Origin of the sequence: uncultured Alteromonas sp., from assembly GCF_963976965.1 — a bacterium.
Taxonomy (GTDB): domain Bacteria; phylum Pseudomonadota; class Gammaproteobacteria; order Enterobacterales; family Alteromonadaceae; genus Alteromonas; species Alteromonas naphthalenivorans.
In genome coordinates, this window is the sequence record NZ_CAXBMP010000001.1 from 340,714 (window position 1) to 358,272 (window position 17,559).

At 43.6% G+C, this 17,559-nt stretch carries 13 protein-coding genes; all 13 read left to right on the plus strand.

Features of this window, described 5'->3' with window-relative positions:
* Positions 1-165 precede the first annotated feature (165 nt).
* Positions 166-906 carry an SIMPL domain-containing protein gene (locus AAC006_RS01495; RefSeq protein WP_126872278.1) on the plus strand — a complete coding sequence of 247 codons (741 nt, stop codon included), beginning with the start codon at positions 166-168 and terminating at the stop codon, positions 904-906.
* 12 nt (positions 907-918) lie between these two features.
* Positions 919-1,380: a GAF domain-containing protein gene (locus tag AAC006_RS01500; protein WP_057791774.1), complete on the plus strand. Its 462-nt coding sequence runs from the start codon at positions 919-921 to the stop codon at positions 1,378-1,380.
* A complete protein-coding gene (locus AAC006_RS01505; protein ID WP_013784069.1) occupies positions 1,377-1,667 on the plus strand; it encodes a hypothetical protein in 291 nt (96 codons plus the stop codon). The genes AAC006_RS01500 and AAC006_RS01505 overlap by 4 nt, the downstream gene beginning before the upstream one ends.
* Before the next feature lie 17 nt (positions 1,668-1,684).
* Entirely contained in the window at positions 1,685-2,356 is a 672-nt protein-coding gene (gene proQ / locus AAC006_RS01510) for an RNA chaperone ProQ (RefSeq protein ID WP_126872277.1), read from the plus strand.
* Between the two features lie 2 nt (positions 2,357-2,358).
* Positions 2,359-4,398, plus strand: coding sequence for a carboxy terminal-processing peptidase (prc, locus tag AAC006_RS01515; RefSeq protein ID WP_126872276.1), 2,040 nt, complete (start codon positions 2,359-2,361; stop codon positions 4,396-4,398).
* 87 nt (positions 4,399-4,485) lie between these two features.
* Positions 4,486-5,820: a sodium-dependent transporter gene (locus AAC006_RS01520; RefSeq protein ID WP_126872275.1), complete on the plus strand. Its 1,335-nt coding sequence runs from the start codon at positions 4,486-4,488 to the stop codon at positions 5,818-5,820.
* A 23-nt stretch (positions 5,821-5,843) separates the two neighbouring features.
* Positions 5,844-7,325 (plus strand): Na+/H+ antiporter NhaC, encoded by a 1,482-nt coding sequence (gene nhaC, locus AAC006_RS01525; RefSeq protein ID WP_126872274.1) that lies wholly within the window; start codon positions 5,844-5,846, stop codon positions 7,323-7,325.
* Between the two features lie 33 nt (positions 7,326-7,358).
* On the plus strand, positions 7,359-10,019 hold the full coding sequence (pepN, locus tag AAC006_RS01530; protein WP_126872273.1) for an aminopeptidase N: 2,661 nt from the start codon (positions 7,359-7,361) through the stop codon (positions 10,017-10,019).
* Positions 9,997-10,239 (plus strand): DUF2835 family protein, encoded by a 243-nt coding sequence (locus AAC006_RS01535; protein WP_013784075.1) that lies wholly within the window; start codon positions 9,997-9,999, stop codon positions 10,237-10,239. Before pepN ends, AAC006_RS01535 begins: the two co-directional genes overlap by 23 nt.
* 256 nt (positions 10,240-10,495) lie before the next feature.
* Positions 10,496-12,559, plus strand: coding sequence for a DUF1302 domain-containing protein (locus AAC006_RS01540; protein WP_013784076.1), 2,064 nt, complete (start codon positions 10,496-10,498; stop codon positions 12,557-12,559).
* Positions 12,560-12,571: 12 nt separating this feature from the next.
* Positions 12,572-13,939 carry a DUF1329 domain-containing protein gene (locus AAC006_RS01545; protein WP_126872272.1) on the plus strand — a complete coding sequence of 456 codons (1,368 nt, stop codon included), beginning with the start codon at positions 12,572-12,574 and terminating at the stop codon, positions 13,937-13,939.
* Between the two features lie 78 nt (positions 13,940-14,017).
* Complete coding sequence (locus AAC006_RS01550) at positions 14,018-15,064, plus strand: YCF48-related protein (RefSeq protein ID WP_339349197.1); 1,047 nt, start codon at positions 14,018-14,020, stop codon at positions 15,062-15,064.
* 15 nt (positions 15,065-15,079) lie between these two features.
* On the plus strand, positions 15,080-17,398 hold the full coding sequence (locus AAC006_RS01555; protein WP_129738441.1) for an MMPL family transporter: 2,319 nt from the start codon (positions 15,080-15,082) through the stop codon (positions 17,396-17,398).
* Positions 17,399-17,559: the final 161 nt, after the last annotated feature.

Consider the following 17,559-nt stretch of genomic DNA (forward strand, 5'->3'; position numbering starts at 1 on the left):
CATTGGGTAAGCCTATAAAGCAAAAAAAGTTAAACGCTTTTTATTAAAACTGACGTATCAGTTAACTCGCCTGTTTTATGAATGATTTAGTTGCGGTTCATAATACGTTCACTTACCGTTACTTATGATTTGCCTGAACTAATGATAATAAACACGGAGTTTTTAATGAATTCAATCAGTAAACTAGCGATGCCTCTTAAACGTACTGCCGCAGGCAAGCGCTTATCACCGATGATATTATTAACGGGCATTGTTGCCACAATGCTTAGTACGGCATCAATGGCTCAGCCTCAGCAACAACTTATCCATGTTCAAGGCACAGGCGCAATGTCAGTCACGCCTAATGCATATTCAGTTACCTTTGTTATTGAAGAACAAGGCGAAACTGTTGGTAAGCTTAACACGACCCTTGCTTCCGATTTACGCGCTATTGTTAGCTTTCTGCTAGAGCAGGGTATTGAGCGCAATAACATTCAATCTATGCAAGTTCGTTTAACCCCACGCTATGTGAACAGTCCTAATGGTCGAGTACAAGAAGGATTTACGTTAAGTCGCGAAATATCAGTGACTGATTCTAATATCGAAAACTATGATAAAGTGTTAGACGGTGTACTAGGTCGTGGCGTTGATCGCATTCAACAGTTCTCGTTTGTTAGTACAACGCAAACCAACGCATACCAAACTGCATTAGTTGCAGCGGTGAAGGATGCAAAGGCAAGAGCGGCACTTTTGGCGAAGGAATTAGGCGTTGAAGTGGGCGAAGTAGTTGCAATCTCTGAATCTGGTGGCAATATGCCCGTTCCAGTTATGCGTGCAGATGCGTTTGCCAAAGAAATGTCGGTTTCTTTACCAGGGCAAGAAACGGTTGAAGCGCGCATAAACGTTAGTTTCACTATCATTCAATAGCAGGGTAACCGTTTGAAAGAAGAACAATACGCCCAGTTAATAAGCCAGGCGAAAAGCCTGGTTGCTGGTGAGCACGATGTCATTGCCAACATGGCAAATATCAGTGCACTACTTTTTAACCATCTCGATAAGGTAAATTGGGCTGGTTTTTATTTTTATAAAGAAGCGCAGTTAGTGTTGGGTCCTTTTCAAGGACAACCCGCTTGCATCCGTATTCCTATGGGGAAGGGGGTGTGTGGTACTGCCGCTGAAACCCGCACTGTACAGCGTATCGCAGATGTTCACGCCTTCTCTGGCCACATTGCCTGTGATGCCGCTTCAAACTCCGAAATCGTCATTCCTCTTGTAGTAAATGGCGAACTAATTGGTGTTTTAGATATCGATAGCCCAGAATTTTCTCGTTTCGACGAGCAAGATGAGCTTGGGTTGTGTAAAATAGCCGATATACTTATTGAATCTCAGCAATCGTTATGAAATACAACGTTGACATCCATGTAGTACTATCTACTTATGAAGATATGGAAGACAATCACGATGACCCTGATGAAGCGTCAGAACGATTGAATTTCGTACTTCACGCAATTTATGATAGAGCCGATGAAGATATTGAAACCCATCGGCTTGAACAATTATTGCAACACGGTTGGGAGTCTTGGCAACAAGATAAACATTTATTAGAAATTGATGATGACGAATTACTCGATTGGGTTGACCACGCGCTGGCAACTTGGGATGATGAGAGTAATGAAGAAATCTCTTGAATAATTTAGAAAGTTTAATGGAATCACCAGAAAAGTTTACTAGCAGTAAGGAAGTTATCGCTTTCCTTTCCGAGACCTTCCCTAAATGCTTTAGTATTGAAGGCGAAGCCCTACCACTTAAGATCGGCATCTTTCAAGATTTAGCCCAGCGTTTAGAAAGCGAAGAACGAGTGAGTAAAACATTACTCCGCTCTACACTTCGTCACTATACAAATAGCTGGCGTTATCTCTACAGCATCAAAGAAGGCGCTAACCGTGTCGACTTAGATGGTGTTGAAGGGGAAACCATTGAGAAAGAGCATGCCGATCATGCACAGAAGCAGCTAGAAGAAAGCAAAGCGAAAGCCGCTGAAAAGCGCAAAGCTAAGCAAGCTCAGCAGCCTCAAAAGAAAGAAAAACGTCAATTTGCACGTCCGAGATCTTCTGGTTCTACACCTGCAGGCAGCAACAAAGAAGGCCAGCAGGGAACTAAACCGAAAATTCAGAGACCAACTAAGACACCACCGGCTAAATTGACTGATGCCGATATGCAACAAGGTACAAACGTAACGGTTAAATTAGGTAAAACACCTATGCCAGCCGTTATTACCGAAATTGCTAAAGACGGTATTCATGTTCAGTTAGACTCAGGTATGGTGGTAAAAGTAAATGCAGATGCTTTACGTTTGGCACGCTCCAAGAGGTCGTAAATATGAAAGATATCCTTCGAATTTCCATTGCTAGTGCATTTCTTACCGTTGGGGTAGGCGCTGGTGCAGTCACCACAACCCCAGATGTTGAAGAGCTACCCGTTCTTCAACAAGAGACACAGCATAGTGTTGCTGCTAAACGCGTAAGTGCGTTATTTACTCGCGCTCACTATAAAGAAATTTCGTTGGATGATGTGTTATCAGCACGAATCTATCAGCGCTTCATTGAATCTTTAGATCACAACAAGCAAGTCCTTTTATTGTCTGATGTGGTGGGTTTCGAAAAATATCGAAATGCTTTTGATGATGCGTTGAGTAAAGGTAACCTTTCTGTTGCGTACGACATGTACAATGTAAGCGCACAACGCCGTATTGAGCGTTATGAGTTTGCGCTGGCTATGCTGGAGGAAGGGCCTTTTGATTTTGAAAAAGCTGACGACAAATTTTATTACGACCGCGAAGAAGCCGAATGGCCTACTAGCAAAGATGAATTAGATGAGATTTGGCGTCAACGTGTTAAGTATGATGCGTTAAATCTTATTCTTGCTGACAAAACGTGGGAAGAAGCTAAAGAGCTTCTTGAAAAACGCTATACACGTTCTATTAAGCGAACTAAGCAAACTAAAAGCGAAGATGTATTTCAAATTGCTATGAATGCATTTGCGCGCACCATCGAAGCTCACACTAGTTATCTTTCACCACGTAATGCTGATCGATTCCAAATGGAAATGAATTTGGAATTTGAAGGTATTGGTGCGGTACTTCAAAGCGAGGAAGACTACACCGTTATTAAAAGCGTCGTGCCTGGTGGCCCTGCTGATGAATCGGGCGCATTAAAGCCGGAAGATAAAATTGTTGGTGTGGCTCAAGAAGATGAAGAGTTTGTTGATGTTGTCGGCTGGCGCTTAGATGAAGTTGTAGAGCTTATCAAAGGGCCTAAAGGCAGCGCGGTACGCTTGCAAGTTCAAAAAGGCGCGACAGATGCAAAAACGATGTCTGTTGTCAGTCTTACTCGTGACAAAATTAAGCTTGAAGACCGAGCTGCTCAGTCTGAGGTTTACACGCCTGAAACTGGACCACATGCAAATCAGCCTTTAGGTGTTATTACGATTCCTAGCTTCTACAACAACCTACACGCTGATGTTGAAAAGGAAATAAACAGCCTTAAAGCGCAGAACGTTAAAGGTATTATTGTAGATTTGCGCGGAAATGGTGGTGGTTCTTTAACAGAAGCAACATTACTTACCGGCCTTTTCATCGAAAAAGGACCCGTGGTACAAATCCGTTACGGCCAAACTAAGGTGAGCGTGAATCGCGATACCGATGGAAAAGTTTCTTACGATGGCCCATTAACGGTTTTAGTAGACCGCTACAGTGCGTCGGCGTCAGAGATCTTCGCCGCAGCAATGCAAGATTATAACCGCGCGTTAATTATTGGAGAACAAACCTTCGGTAAAGGGACTGTTCAACAACACCGTGGTTTAGGTAAAATTTATGACTTGTACGACAACCCACTAGGTAGCGTGCAGTTCACTATCGCTAAGTTCTACCGTATTGACGGTGGAAGTACGCAGCACAAAGGGGTAGTGCCAGATATTCTTTATCCTTCAGCAATAGAACCGGCTGATTGGGGCGAGAGCCAACAGGATAACGCATTACCTTGGGACAGCATTAACCGCGCAAATTACACAACGTTTGCTGACGGACAGGCTGCATTAGACGTATTAACTGCGAAACATAATAAACGTATCATGCAAGACCCTGAGTTTTCTTATATTCACGACGATATTGTTGAGTACAAAGAAAACAAAGATAAGAACTTTATTTCATTGGTAAAATCTGAACGTGAGTCAGATAAAAAAGAAGCTGAAGAAAAAGCACTCGAAAGAGCCAATGAACGTTTACAGCGTATGGGTAAAGAATTAGTCAAAACACTTGATGACCTACCTGAAGATATGGAAGAGTTAGATCCGTTCTTAGATGAAGCTGCCAATATTACTTTTGATATGATTGAAACAGGCAGATACGCAATAACACACTAAAGGTTGATGACAGAGGGCTGGTCAATGGCCAGCCCTTTTTTTGTGTCTGATATACCTATACAACAATAATAAATAAAGGGAAATCACATGGCTATCAGAGGCGAGTTTTCTTCTCGAATCGGGTTCGTGCTCGCAGCAGCGGGTTCAGCAGTTGGGCTCGGTAATATTTGGGGTTTCCCCACCAAAGTGGCAACGAATGGCGGTGCTGCTTTTGTTCTTGTTTATTTACTTCTCGCATTTGTTCTTGCATATCCCGTTCTCATGGCCGAACTCATCATTGGGCGCAGCTCTCGTTCTAACATGGTGGACGCGCTAGGCAATATTTCTGGAAACTTCATTGGTCGTGCAACCGGAATTTGGGGCTGTATTACGGTCTCACTTATCCTTGCGTTTTACGCCATTGTGGGCGGTTGGATGTTGGTTTATTTTGCTGATTCTGCCGTCAATATGGTGGGACTACAGTCTGCAAGTGACTGGCTGCTTACATCTTCAGTTACGCGTAACGTTATTTTCTGCTTTATTTTCATGGCGTTAACAGCTTTTATCGTTGTAGGTGGTGTAAAGTCAGGTATTGAGAAATGGTCGGTAAGATTGATGCCCACATTGGTACTGCTCATCCTTGCCCTTATCGTTTATGTCAGTTTGCAGCCTGGTGCCTCTGATGGCTGGAGCGCTTATTTGGTGCCTGATTTTACACGTATTCTTGACCCCGACTTATTAATTGATGCCATGGGCCAAGCCTTTTTCTCCATGTCATTGGGTGTGGGAACTATGCTGGTTTACGGTTCATACCTAAGCAAAAAAGAAAACTTGCCCACCATTGGTGCTTCAGTTGCATTAGTAGACATCGGCGTTGCTGTTATTGCCGGTATGCTAATTATTCCCGCCATGTACGTAGCGCTGCATAATGGTGTAGAAATCTTTACGCCAGAGGGTGCGCTAATTCAAGGTGACTCGCTTATATTCAAAGTGTTGCCTGCCTTATTTGATACAATTGGCGGTGTAGGTGTATTTGTTGCATTTACTTTCTTTGCGTTAATGGCGATAGCCGCCGTTACCTCTTCAATATCAATGCTTGAAGTACCTGTGGCGTACATGGTGGAAAGCAGGGGCTTAGTGCGTAAAAAAGCGGTAGTGTTAATGGCAGCCATTATTTTTGTACTTAGCTGCATCATTATTCTTAATTTTAATGCACTGTTCGGGTTCGTTATTGCCCTCACCACTGAGTACAGCCAGCCACTACTTGGTTTAGTGTTATGTATATTTGCCGGATGGGTGTGGCGCAGAGATGCCATACTTGCTGAACTTAAAGAAGGCGACGCAAACGCAGAGCAGAGTTTGTTTTGGAAGATTTGGCCTTGGTATGTACGCTTCGTTTGCCCGGTTATTATTGCGCTAATGTTTTACCGCTCAGTTTTTTGATTTAAGGCTTAAGAATAATAAAAATGACAACGACTAAAGAATTAAAAGAACCTTCATTATTTGACGCGATGATCCCCATTGTAGCCTTAGTGCTAATGATGGGCAGTGCGGTTTATTTATTTGCCGATAATTCATCATATGGCCCTAACCAAATTGCCTTATTATTGGCCATGGGGCTTGCTGCCATTATTGGCATGAAAAACGGTTACAGCTGGAAGACCATTGAAAAAGGTATCGTCGATGGTATCTCAATGTCGCTCGGTGCGTGTTTAATTTTATTGGCAGTAGGTTCGCTTATTGGTACTTGGATGTTGGCTGGTACCGTACCCACACTTATTTATTTCGGTTTAGAATTATTAAACCCTTCATTCTTTTATGCCGCTGCATGCTTAATTTGCGCTGTGGTTGCCATGAGTATTGGTAGTTCTTGGACTACCGCGGCCACCGTGGGGGTAGCGCTTATGGGCGTTGCTGCAGGTATGGATATGTCTGCGGCCATTACTGCCGGTGCCGTGGTATCTGGCGCTTACTTCGGCGATAAAATTTCTCCGCTTTCTGAAACAACCAATTTAGCGCCTGCCGTGGCAGGTACAGATTTGTTTGAACACATTCGTTACATGCTTTGGACTACCATACCTAGCTTTATTCTGGCGCTTATCTTATTTGTGGTATTGGGCTTTAGTGAAACCGGTGATGCCAAAGCAGATCGCATCGAACAAATGCAGTTGTTATTGAATGAGTCTTTCGATTTAAGCTGGTATTTACTGGTTCCCCTTGTTGTATTACTAACCCTTGCGGTTAAAAAAGTGCCTGCGTTTCCTGCTGTGTCTATTGGCGCATTATTAGGTGCAGTATGGGCTGTGTTGTTTCAAAGCGATGTAGTTGCTAGCATGGCTAGCCCTAACGATAGCGCTAGTATCGGAGCGTTAAAAGTTGTTTGGACGGCCTTGTTTGATGGCGTGAGCTTTTCAACCCCTGATGAAAACTTGAATAGCTTGCTTTCACGAGGCGGTATGTCGTCTATGCTCAATACGATTTGGTTAATTATTTGCGCCATGTCGTTTGGTGCCGTACTTGAAAGAGTAGGGTTATTGAAACGTGCAGTGTCCGCTATTTTATTAGGGGCTAAGTCGGCCGGTGATATGGTAAGCAGAACTATTCTTACCTGTTTTGCGACTAACTTGGTAACGGCCGATCAGTATATCTCTATCGTGATGCCTGGGCGCATGTACAAAGAAGAGTACGAAAAACGCGGTTTACACCAGTTAAATCTATCTCGAAGTCTGGAAGATGGTGGAACCTTAACGTCGCCACTTATTCCTTGGAACACCTGTGGTGCCTACATGCACAGTGTGCTGTTGGTTAACCCATTCGACTATGTTTTCTATGCGTTCTTTAACGTAATAAACCCAATTCTTGCTATTATCTACGCCTACTTAGGAATTAAAATTCTTCGCCTAACACCTCCAGATTATGCAAAGCAACCTGGCGAAGCTAACCAATAATAGTTGCGTAGACTTTCTGTTTTAGGAGACTCTATGTCAGTTACAGCTAAACGTCGGGCGGATTATCTTCCGCCCGCTTTTTCTATCCCGTTAGTCGACCTGACTATTTCCTTACACCCAACAAAAACCGTGGTCAAAAGTAAACTTAGCGTTAAGCGTACGCTTGTTACCGATACGGGTAAAAACTCAGTGGAAAGCGCTGATGCAAATAGCGGCCACAAAAGACAGCCACTTGTTTTAGACGGCCAGAAATTATCGTTAGTTTCTATACATATTAACGGTAAACCTTTCACCAACTTTACACAAAATGACGAAACGCTTTCGCTAGATGTCGATGCGGATGATTTTGAGTTAGAAATTGAAAATCATGTCGACCCAGAAAACAACAAAGCACTCGAAGGTTTGTACCTTTCCGGCGGTGCATACTGCACGCAGTGTGAAGCAGAAGGTTTCAGGCGTATAACTTATTTTCTAGACAGACCTGATGTCTTGTCAGTGTATACGGTGAAGGTAATAGGGGATAAATCGTTTCCCATGTTGTTATCTAACGGTAACCCTGTAGCACGTGGCGAAAATCCTGATGGTACGCATTTCGTTACGTGGCACGACCCTCATCCGAAACCTTGTTATTTATTCGCGTTAGTAGCAGGCGATTTTGATTTATTGACCGATACCTATACCACCACAAGCGGTAAAGAGGTGGCGCTAGAGCTTTATGTTGATAAAGGTAAGAAATCTCAAGGTACCTTCGCGTTAGATTCATTGAAGCGAGCCATGAAATGGGATGAAGACGTGTTCGGGCTCGAATACGACCTCGACATCTACATGATTGTGGCCGTTGATTTCTTTAATATGGGCGCAATGGAAAACAAAGGCCTGAACGTATTTAACAGTAAATTTGTATTGGCCGACCAAGACTCAGCCACTGACGATGATTTTTTTAATGTAGAAGCTGTTATCGCTCACGAGTATTTCCATAACTGGACTGGTAACCGGGTAACGTGTAGAGACTGGTTCCAGCTTAGTTTAAAAGAAGGGCTAACCGTATTTCGCGATCAGCAATTCAGTGCTGACATGACATCGCCGTTAAGCAACCGTATTAAACACGTGCGTGTGATGCGCGAGCATCAATTTGCAGAAGACGCCAGCGCGATGAGCCATCCTATTCGCCCTGAAGAAGTTATTGAGATGAATAACTTTTATACGGTGACCGTGTACGATAAAGGCGCAGAAGTTATTCGCATGTTCCATACCCTTTTAGGGCCCCAAGGTTTTAGAAAAGGAATGGACGAATACTTCCGTCGTCATGACGGCCAAGCAGTGACGTGTGATGATTTTGTTTCAGCCATGCAATCGGCTACCGAGTTAGATCTTACTCAGTTTTCTCGCTGGTATAGTCAATCTGGTACACCGCAAGTATCCCTTGCTCACAATGTAATCAAACACGATACGGGATATGTACATACTTTCACCGTAACGCAAAATACGCCTAGTACAGCAGATCAAAACGAAAAGCTTCCTCTGTATATTCCTGTAGGTTTTGAAGTTATCGATGAAGACGGTAATCGGTACCGTGATGACAGTGGTATTATTCAGAACGATCTTTTGATACTAGATGCGCCTGAAATCACGATTACCATCACGTGTGATACGAAGAAGTTGACTCCGGTACTTCTTGGTAACTTTTCTGCTCCTGTAAAAGTACACAATGAGCTCGACACCGCTTCATTACTCACTATATTTACCCATTCCCAAGATGCGTTTAATCGTTGGGATGCCATGCAATCTTTGTATAACCGCTGTATTAGTGAGTTATATGAAAACGCTACTGCTACGATAGACAGTGGCATTTGGGCGGGTATTCGCTCTGCAATAGACAGTGAAATAAGTAACATTGAGCTTTTAAGTGAATGCTTAGTGATACCTTCATTTGAAACCTTGTGTCAGTCTCGAAGCGATATTAATGTGCAGCCACTCATAGAGGCACGAAATGCGTTTTGCCGTCAGTTTTCTACCCAGTTAGAAGACGTGCTCCTTAGCGCGTTTAACGGTATCGCCACACAGGCCTATAGCTATAAGCAAGATGCCGTTAATGCTCGTCGCTGTAAAAATGTACTGCTGTCTCATTTAGCACGCTTACCACAGCACAAGGACTTGGTGATATCGCAGTTCGATAACACGGACAACATGACTGACACCCTAGGTGCTCTAAAAGCCGCCCAGTCACTATCATCTGAAGCGTTTGAAAGCTTGATGGCTAAGTTTGAAGAAAAATGGCGTCATAACCCCTTAGTGCTAGATAAGTGGTTTGCCTTGCATGCAACCCAGCCACGTGAAGACATATTGGCTACCATTACCATGTTAAGCGAGCACCCTCAATTTAGTATGGGTAATCCTAATCGCGTACGTTCACTAATAGGCAGTTTCGCATTCTATAACAGCGAACGTTTCCATAGTTTAGATGGGGAAGGGTATAAGTTTGTCACCGACTATCTTATCAAGCTAGATGCTATTAACCCGCAAGTGGCAGCACGGATAGTAACCCCCCTGATACAATGGCAAGGTTTTGCAGAACCCCATCAAGTGTTGATGAAAGCACAGCTAGGTCGATTGTTAAACCACAAAGGCTTAAGCAAAGATGTGTTTGAGAAAGTGAGCAAAAGTTTGGCGTATGACAACCATTCAAGCCACTGATACCGTTTATTACTTTTCAGTCAACGTGCCTTACATTCAATGTGAGGCACTGTACTCTGGTGCTGTGCCTACCGTTGTTATGGTGGCCGAAAATGGCACTAGCGTACAAGTCCCCTCTACCAGAATAAAACAGTTCATTACCTCCCAAGGTGTTGTCGGTCGTTTTCGCATGGTTGTAGACGCCAACAACAAAATTAAAGCCTTCGAAAGGTTACGCTAGCACTTCCAATCTTTACCTGTGGTCGTTTTTTGCGCGTAAATTCTTACGATCCCGCCAATTACTTACACCTTTCGGATAAGTTGCTTTTATAGTCCCCACAAAGCAATAACTATTTGATACGATTAATGTTGTAAATTTTGTTAACTGGTACGATTACTTCTTGCGAAAGTGGCAAAATGATGTAATCATTTTGTTAATCGTTATGGTTGATCACGATGTCACGCAGCCTTGTGCGTCGACTAGGGAGTATAAAAATATGATAAATAGGCCTCGCGCTTTTAAGATGTCACCTGTTGCTGTAGGTGTGCTAACCCTATTGGGTGCTGCCGCACTTCCTGCTAATGCCGCTAATTGGCAAGTAGGAGACGTTAGCATTTCTCTTGATTCTACAATCACTGCTGCCACGAGTATTCGTACTGAATCTAGAGATTACAGTCTTATCGGAAACAGTAATCACGCACAGTTTGATTGGTCAGGTTACCATGCTGCATTCAATCCACTTTATCCTAGTAGCGACGTTTGGGCGTTAGCTGACGGCGGTTATTCGACCAATGGCGACTTAGGAAATCTATCTCACGACCCAGGTGATGCATTTGCAACACAAATTTCAGGAAACCATGAGCTAGATATTAACTTTGGCGATTTTGGTTTCTTCGCACGTGGTTTCTGGTTTTACGACTTTGAACAAATGGATGGTGACCGTCCTAATTCAAATGCCATTACCGGTGTTCAATATGATCACTGCCAAGATCCAGAAGCAGAAGATTTATTGTGTAATGATGTGCGTCTTTATGATGCCTTCTTCTATGGAGATTGGTGGATTGGTGACAAACCTCTAACACTTCGAGTCGGACGCCAAGTTATCAGCTGGGGTGAAAGTACCTTTATTCAACATGGTATCAACACAACAAACCCAGTAGACGTTACTCGTGCTCGTGCACCAGGTGCGGAACTTAAAGAAGTATTTATTCCAGTGGGCATGGTTTACGCCTCATTGGGACTAAGCGATACATTAAGTGTATCTGGTTACTATCAATATGAATGGGAACGCAGTTGGTTGCCTGTATCTGGTAGTTACTTCGCGGGTAATGACTTTGCAGGTGAGGGCGGTCAACGTCAAAACATCCAGCTAGGTTTCAGTGGTAACCCTGATATCGATTTAGATCACTTGTTAACTGCACTTAATGGCTACGGTGATTTGTTACGTGCTGGCGGTAATTCTGCTGATATTGCCTCTGCCTACTTAGCATACCCTACTAAAGTGGCTATTCGTGGCTATTCAGATGAGGCGCATAAAGATGCCGACGACCAAGGTCAATACGGTTTACGTGTTACGTGGTTTGCTGAGGCATTGAACGAATCTGAAATCAGTTTCTACCACATTAACTACCATAGCCAACGTCCACTTATCTCTGGTGTAACGTCTGACTTTACCGCCGAAGGTATTGCGTCAGACTTAGCCTTCATTGCAACTAACGAAGTGACGCGCGATAACCTTACTGAGCTGGGTGCATTCACCCAATCTGAGTTTTATTATCCAGAAGACATTAAGTTATACGGGGTGAGTTTTAACACCAACGTTGGCACTACCGCGCTAGCCGGTGAATTTGCTTACCGTGTTGATGAACCGCTGCAAATTGACGATGTTGAGCTACTCTATATGGGTATGCCTGAACAATTGGCTAATGCAGGCCTTCGCCCAGATTTAGAAGGTATATCGCAATTAAACAATATTGGCCGAGCGGTAGGACCAGGTGAAACAACTGAAGGCTTCTTGTTCTCAGACACTTGGCAGATGCAATTAACCGCTTCACATGTGTATGGCCCTAAGTTTGGCGCAGATAACTTCGTGCTTTTAGGTGAGCTAGGTTATGTGAACATTGTTGATATGCCAGACCCAGACGTGATTCGTTTGAATGCTCCGGGTACAGCGCGTACACCTTCACTTGAACCGACAGCCGATGGAAATAGCCGTGAAGGGCTTCACGTTGGTCTTTCCGACGGTCCAGAAACTAACCCGTTTGCCACTGATGACGCATGGGGTTATCGACTACTGGCCGTTGCTGATTGGAACGATATTATGGCGGGCGTTAACCTTCGAGCCCGTGCTACGTTCTCTCACGATGTAGAGGGTACAACACCAGACCCTCTTTATGTTTTCACTGAAGATGTTAAATCTGCGGCACTGGCGCTAACGTTCGACTACTTAAGCAAGTGGTCAGCAACAGCTTCATATAGTGCATTCTGGGGTGGTATTGGTACCACTAATGCATTGTCAGACAGAGATTTTATTTCGTTTAACATCAAGTATTCAATCTAAAGAGTGATGTATATGATTAGAAAAATAGGAATTATTGCCGCAGCGCTTTCAATAGCGCTAACAGGTGCAAGTGTTCACGCTAAGGTTTCTGAAGAAGATGCCAAGAAGTTAGGCGGTGAACTAACGCCTATGGGCGCTATACAAGCAGCGAATGCTGACGGAAGCATTCCCGCATGGACGGGTGGTATTACATCAGCACCTGAAGGCTATTCGGTAGGCGATCACCATCCGAACCCGTATCCAGGCGATAAAGTGTTGTTTGAGATAACAGCATCGAATTATAAAGAATATGCTGATTTCCTTTCTGAAGGTCAGAAAAAGTTGTTCGAAGCGTACCCTGATACTTACCGCATGCCGGTGTATCAAACCCGCCGTTCAGCATCTAACCCGCAAGCTATTTATGATGCGACTAAGGTTAATGCGACTAGCGCAGAATTACTTGATGACGGAAACGGCATAAAAGGCGCTGTGTTAGGTATTCCTTTCCCCATGCCTAAAACCGGTATGGAAGCGATTTGGAACCACATTTTGCGCTATCGCGGTGCGGCAGTTGAACGTAATGGTGGACAAGCTGCGGTAACCACTTCAGGTGATTACAACGTCATCGGTTTTGATGAACAGTTAATGATTAAGTATGCTGAAGAAGGGGCTACACCTGAAAAGCTAACTGAAGACAATATCTTGTTCATGTTCAAGCAAAAAGTGACTAAGCCAGCACGTTTGGCAGGTACTGCTTTGCTAGTACACGAAACCGTAGACCAAGTTAAAGAGCCACGTAAAGCCTGGACTTATAATACTGGTCAGCGCCGTGTACGCTTAGCCCCTAACATTGCTTATGATACGCCAGGAACAGCGGCAGATGGTTTACGTACCACTGACGATTTCGATATGTTTAATGGTTCTCCTAACCGCTATAACTGGAAACTCGTTGGCAAGAAAGAGATGTTCGTAGCCTATAATAACTATGCTCTGCATTCAGATAATGTAAGTTACGATGAAATTCTTCATGCTAACCACGTTAACCCTGATTTAACGCGCTGGGAAAAACACCGTGTTTGGGTGGTTGAAGCTACGTTGAAAGAGGGCTTCCGTCACATTTATCAAAAACGCGTATTCTTCATTGATGAAGATAGCTGGCAAATTCAAGTTGCTGATATGTATGATAATCGTGGCGAGTTGTACCGTGTTGGTGTAGCTTATGGAGTGAACTACTATGAAGTACCTACACAGTGGTCAACCCTAGATGCCTATTACGACTTAAACTCTCGCCGTTACTTGGCCATTGGTCTAGATAACGAAGAACAAATGTATGACTTCTCGATTCGTCCAAGAGACGTAGAGTTTACGCCTCAGGCGTTACGACGAGAAGGTAAACGCTAAGCGTTTTGTGTTAAGACGGTTGGCAATGCCAACCGTTTTTGTTTTCAGACAATTAAATTTTAGGGAGAATGGCTAATCATGAAAAAAACCATTGCAGCGTGCATAACTGCAGCACTCGCAGCAAATTACTCCGTAACTGCTTCAGCAGAAGATGCCTATATTGCACCCTTAGTTGAACAGTCAGTTTTGCTAGATATTGACGCTGATAAATTTGTCGTTGTTGTCGGAGAACGCGGTCATATTCTTATTTCAGAAGATGGAACGGCTTTTAATCAAGTTGCTGTGCCTACCCAAGCTACACTCACTGCGACAACCGTGGTGGGCAATCATATTTGGGCGGTAGGCCATGATGCCACTATTATTCATTCTTCAGACAAGGGCCAAAGCTGGGAAATTCAGAATGTTCAGCCCGAGCTTCAACGTCCATTTTTAGATGTACTATTTTTCGATGAAAGTCATGGCATTGCTGCTGGCGCGTACGGGCTTTTTTACCGTACTACAGACGGCGGGAAAAGCTGGGAAACTGAGCGTCATGCTAGTTTACTAGACCCATACGATCGTGAATATTTGGAAAGCGTTAGAGAAGAAGACGAAGCCTTCTATCAGCAAGAATTAGAATCTATTTTACCTCATTTGAATCGTGTAACACGCGATGGCGAAAAGCTATACCTTGCTGGAGAAGCGGGTTTATTAGCTAGCAGCGACGATAAGGGGAAAAATTGGGAACGCTTTGACGTTGACTACACAGGCTCATTTTTTGATATTAGAGCCCTTGATGAATCAACGCTACTGGCTGTAGGTCTTCGCGGCAATATTTTTGTCATGCGTGAACAAGGTGAATGGGAATACGTAAATTCTTGTTCAACCAGTACATTAAACTCAATTTTACTGTCCGATAACGACACGGTTGTTGCTATGGGTAACAACGGTATAATGGTATCTGCCACTCGTCCGCTACCTGTCAGTGATCACGACCCATACGCTAATCCTGCAAACTGTAAGCCTGCAAAAGGTATTACAGTGACGCAGGTTGAAGATAAAGCTGCCATGTTAAATGCCGTTAGCTTTAATGGCCACACCATAGCTGTTACCGCGAATGGTATAAAAACGCTAAATACAAAGTAGGGTGGTTTCGCTTTTATGACCCATTTCATTGAACATCTTGTTTTCTCTAACCGTAAATTAGTGGTAGCCCTTTTTGCTATCGCGACGGTTTTTTTAGGCTTTCAAGCATCGCAGATGCGACTTGACGCTGGTTTTGAAAAAAATATTCCACTCAATCATGAATACATGAAAACCTATATTGAACATCGCCAAGACTTCGGCGGTGCGAACAATATCTTAGTTTCCGTTTGTGATAAGAACGACGATATATTCAATCAGAACTTTTTCGATACGTTAAAGAATGTGCACGACCAGCTATTTTTTATAAATGGTGTGAATCGTTCTCTCGTTATTTCATTGTTTTCTCCTTCTACTCGTTTTACTGAAATTGTAGAAGGCGGATTTGCTGGCGGGCCAGTTATTCCAGCTGACTTCAATTCAGCTAATCCTGCGGCGTTAGAACTAGTGGCTGCCAATATTGAAAAAGCCAATATTGTTGGCCGTCAGGTAGCTAGCGACTATAGCTGTGCCATGGTGACAGCGCAGTTATTGGATATCGACCCACAAACGGGTGAACCCTTAAATACACTTGCGTTAGCGGCTGAGCTTGAAGAGCAACTTCGCGGCCAATATGAAAACGAAAATATTTCTATTCATATTATCGGGTTTGCCAAGATGATTGGTGATGTGGCCGATGGCGCTAAAGATGTACTATTGTTTTTCGCTATTGCTATCGCGATAACGGCCGTCATGGTGTACTTCTTCTCTCGCAGTATCATGCTCACTATATTGCCACTACTGTGTTCAGTGATTGCCGTTATCTGGCAGCTAGGTCTACTAACGTCGTTAGGCTTCGGTATGGATCCTATGTCTATTCTGGTGCCGTTCTTAGTTTTCGCTATTGGTGTAAGTCATGGCGTGCAAATGATTAACGCGGTAGAAAAGCGTGCGGTAACAGGTATAGGGGCAAAACGTGCGTCTATGGCAGCGTTTAGAAGCTTGTTGGTACCAGGTGGTATAGCATTACTTTCTGACACCGTCGGGTTCATGACCTTATTGGTTATTGATATAGGTATCATCCGTGAGCTGGCTATTACAGCAAGTATGGGTGTTGCCGTTATTATTTTAACCAACCTAATGCTGTTACCGGTGCTCATGAGCTTCTTAAAACTTGATAAGAAGTACGTTGATAAGTTTGCAGGCAAAGAAAATAGTAACTCTCGCTTTTGGGCTATTATTTCTGCGTGTTCACGGAAAAAACCAGCAGCCATTATTCTTATCGTTACCGCCATATTGTTCGGTTTTGGGCATTACCAAGCACAAAACATGAAGATAGGTGATTTGCATGCCGGCGCACCAGCGCTTCATGAGTCTTCACGTTATAACCAAGATACCTTCTTGATCACTGACAAGTATGAAGTCACAGTGGATTACATCTCTATTCTGGTAGAAACCACGCCTGAAGCTTGTACGTCTCACGGCGTAATGAAAGCGATGGATGATTTCCAGTGGAAAATGGAGAACGTTCCAGGTGTACAATCTGCTGTATCATTAGCTTCAGTGGCTAAGATAGTGAACGCGGGTTACAACGAAGGGAATGTTAAATGGCAGGTATTACCTCGCAATCAACAAACCTTGGTGCAAGCTATTTCCCGTGTGCCTACCTCATCGGGCCTATTGAATGGTGATTGTTCTGTCATGCCGATTATTCTGTTTATGGAAGATCACAAGGCAGAAACCATTTCTCGTGTGGTAGATGCAGTAAAAGACTTCCGTAGTGAATATGAGACTGATGATATGTCGTTTAGTCTAGCGTCAGGCCCAGTAGGGGTGATGGCGGCGACGAACGAAGCAGTAGAGGCTGCACAAGATCCAATGATGGTTTATGTCTTTGGTGCCGTTATTGCCCTATGCTTAATTAGCTTCCGCTCTATACGTGCAACATTAGTAGTGGTTATTCCGCTGTATGTTGTCTCAGTATTAGCACAAGCGCTAATGACGTATTTGCAAATAGGCCTTACGGTATCAACCTTGCCGGTTATTGCACTAGGCGTAGGTATCGGTGTTGATTATGGTATTTATATCTTGTCGACCAAGAGCCTTATGCTTAAACAAGGTGCCACAGTGCAAGAAGCTTATTTGGCTGCACTTAAAGAGCGTGGTAGTGCGGTGTTATTCACCGGTATTACACTGGCAATAGGTGTGAGTACTTGGGTATTCTCTTCACTTAAATTCCAAATGGATATGGGTATTTTGTTGACCTTTATGTTCGTGGTGAATATGTTAGGAGCAATTATCGTACTTCCAGCGCTAGCGAGATTCTTGTGGTGGAATCGAAACGACCCCGGTGCATAATATTTTTGCATAGCTAATCATAAAAAAGGGCCGTAAGGCCCTTTTTTGTATGCGTTTTTTGCATAGTTATCTATGCTGTTAATATTAGGTTAAAAAGGGGCTTTCAATACCTCTCAGTTTTAGCGAAAATAGCCGCGCAACTTAGCACTTACGACATTTAT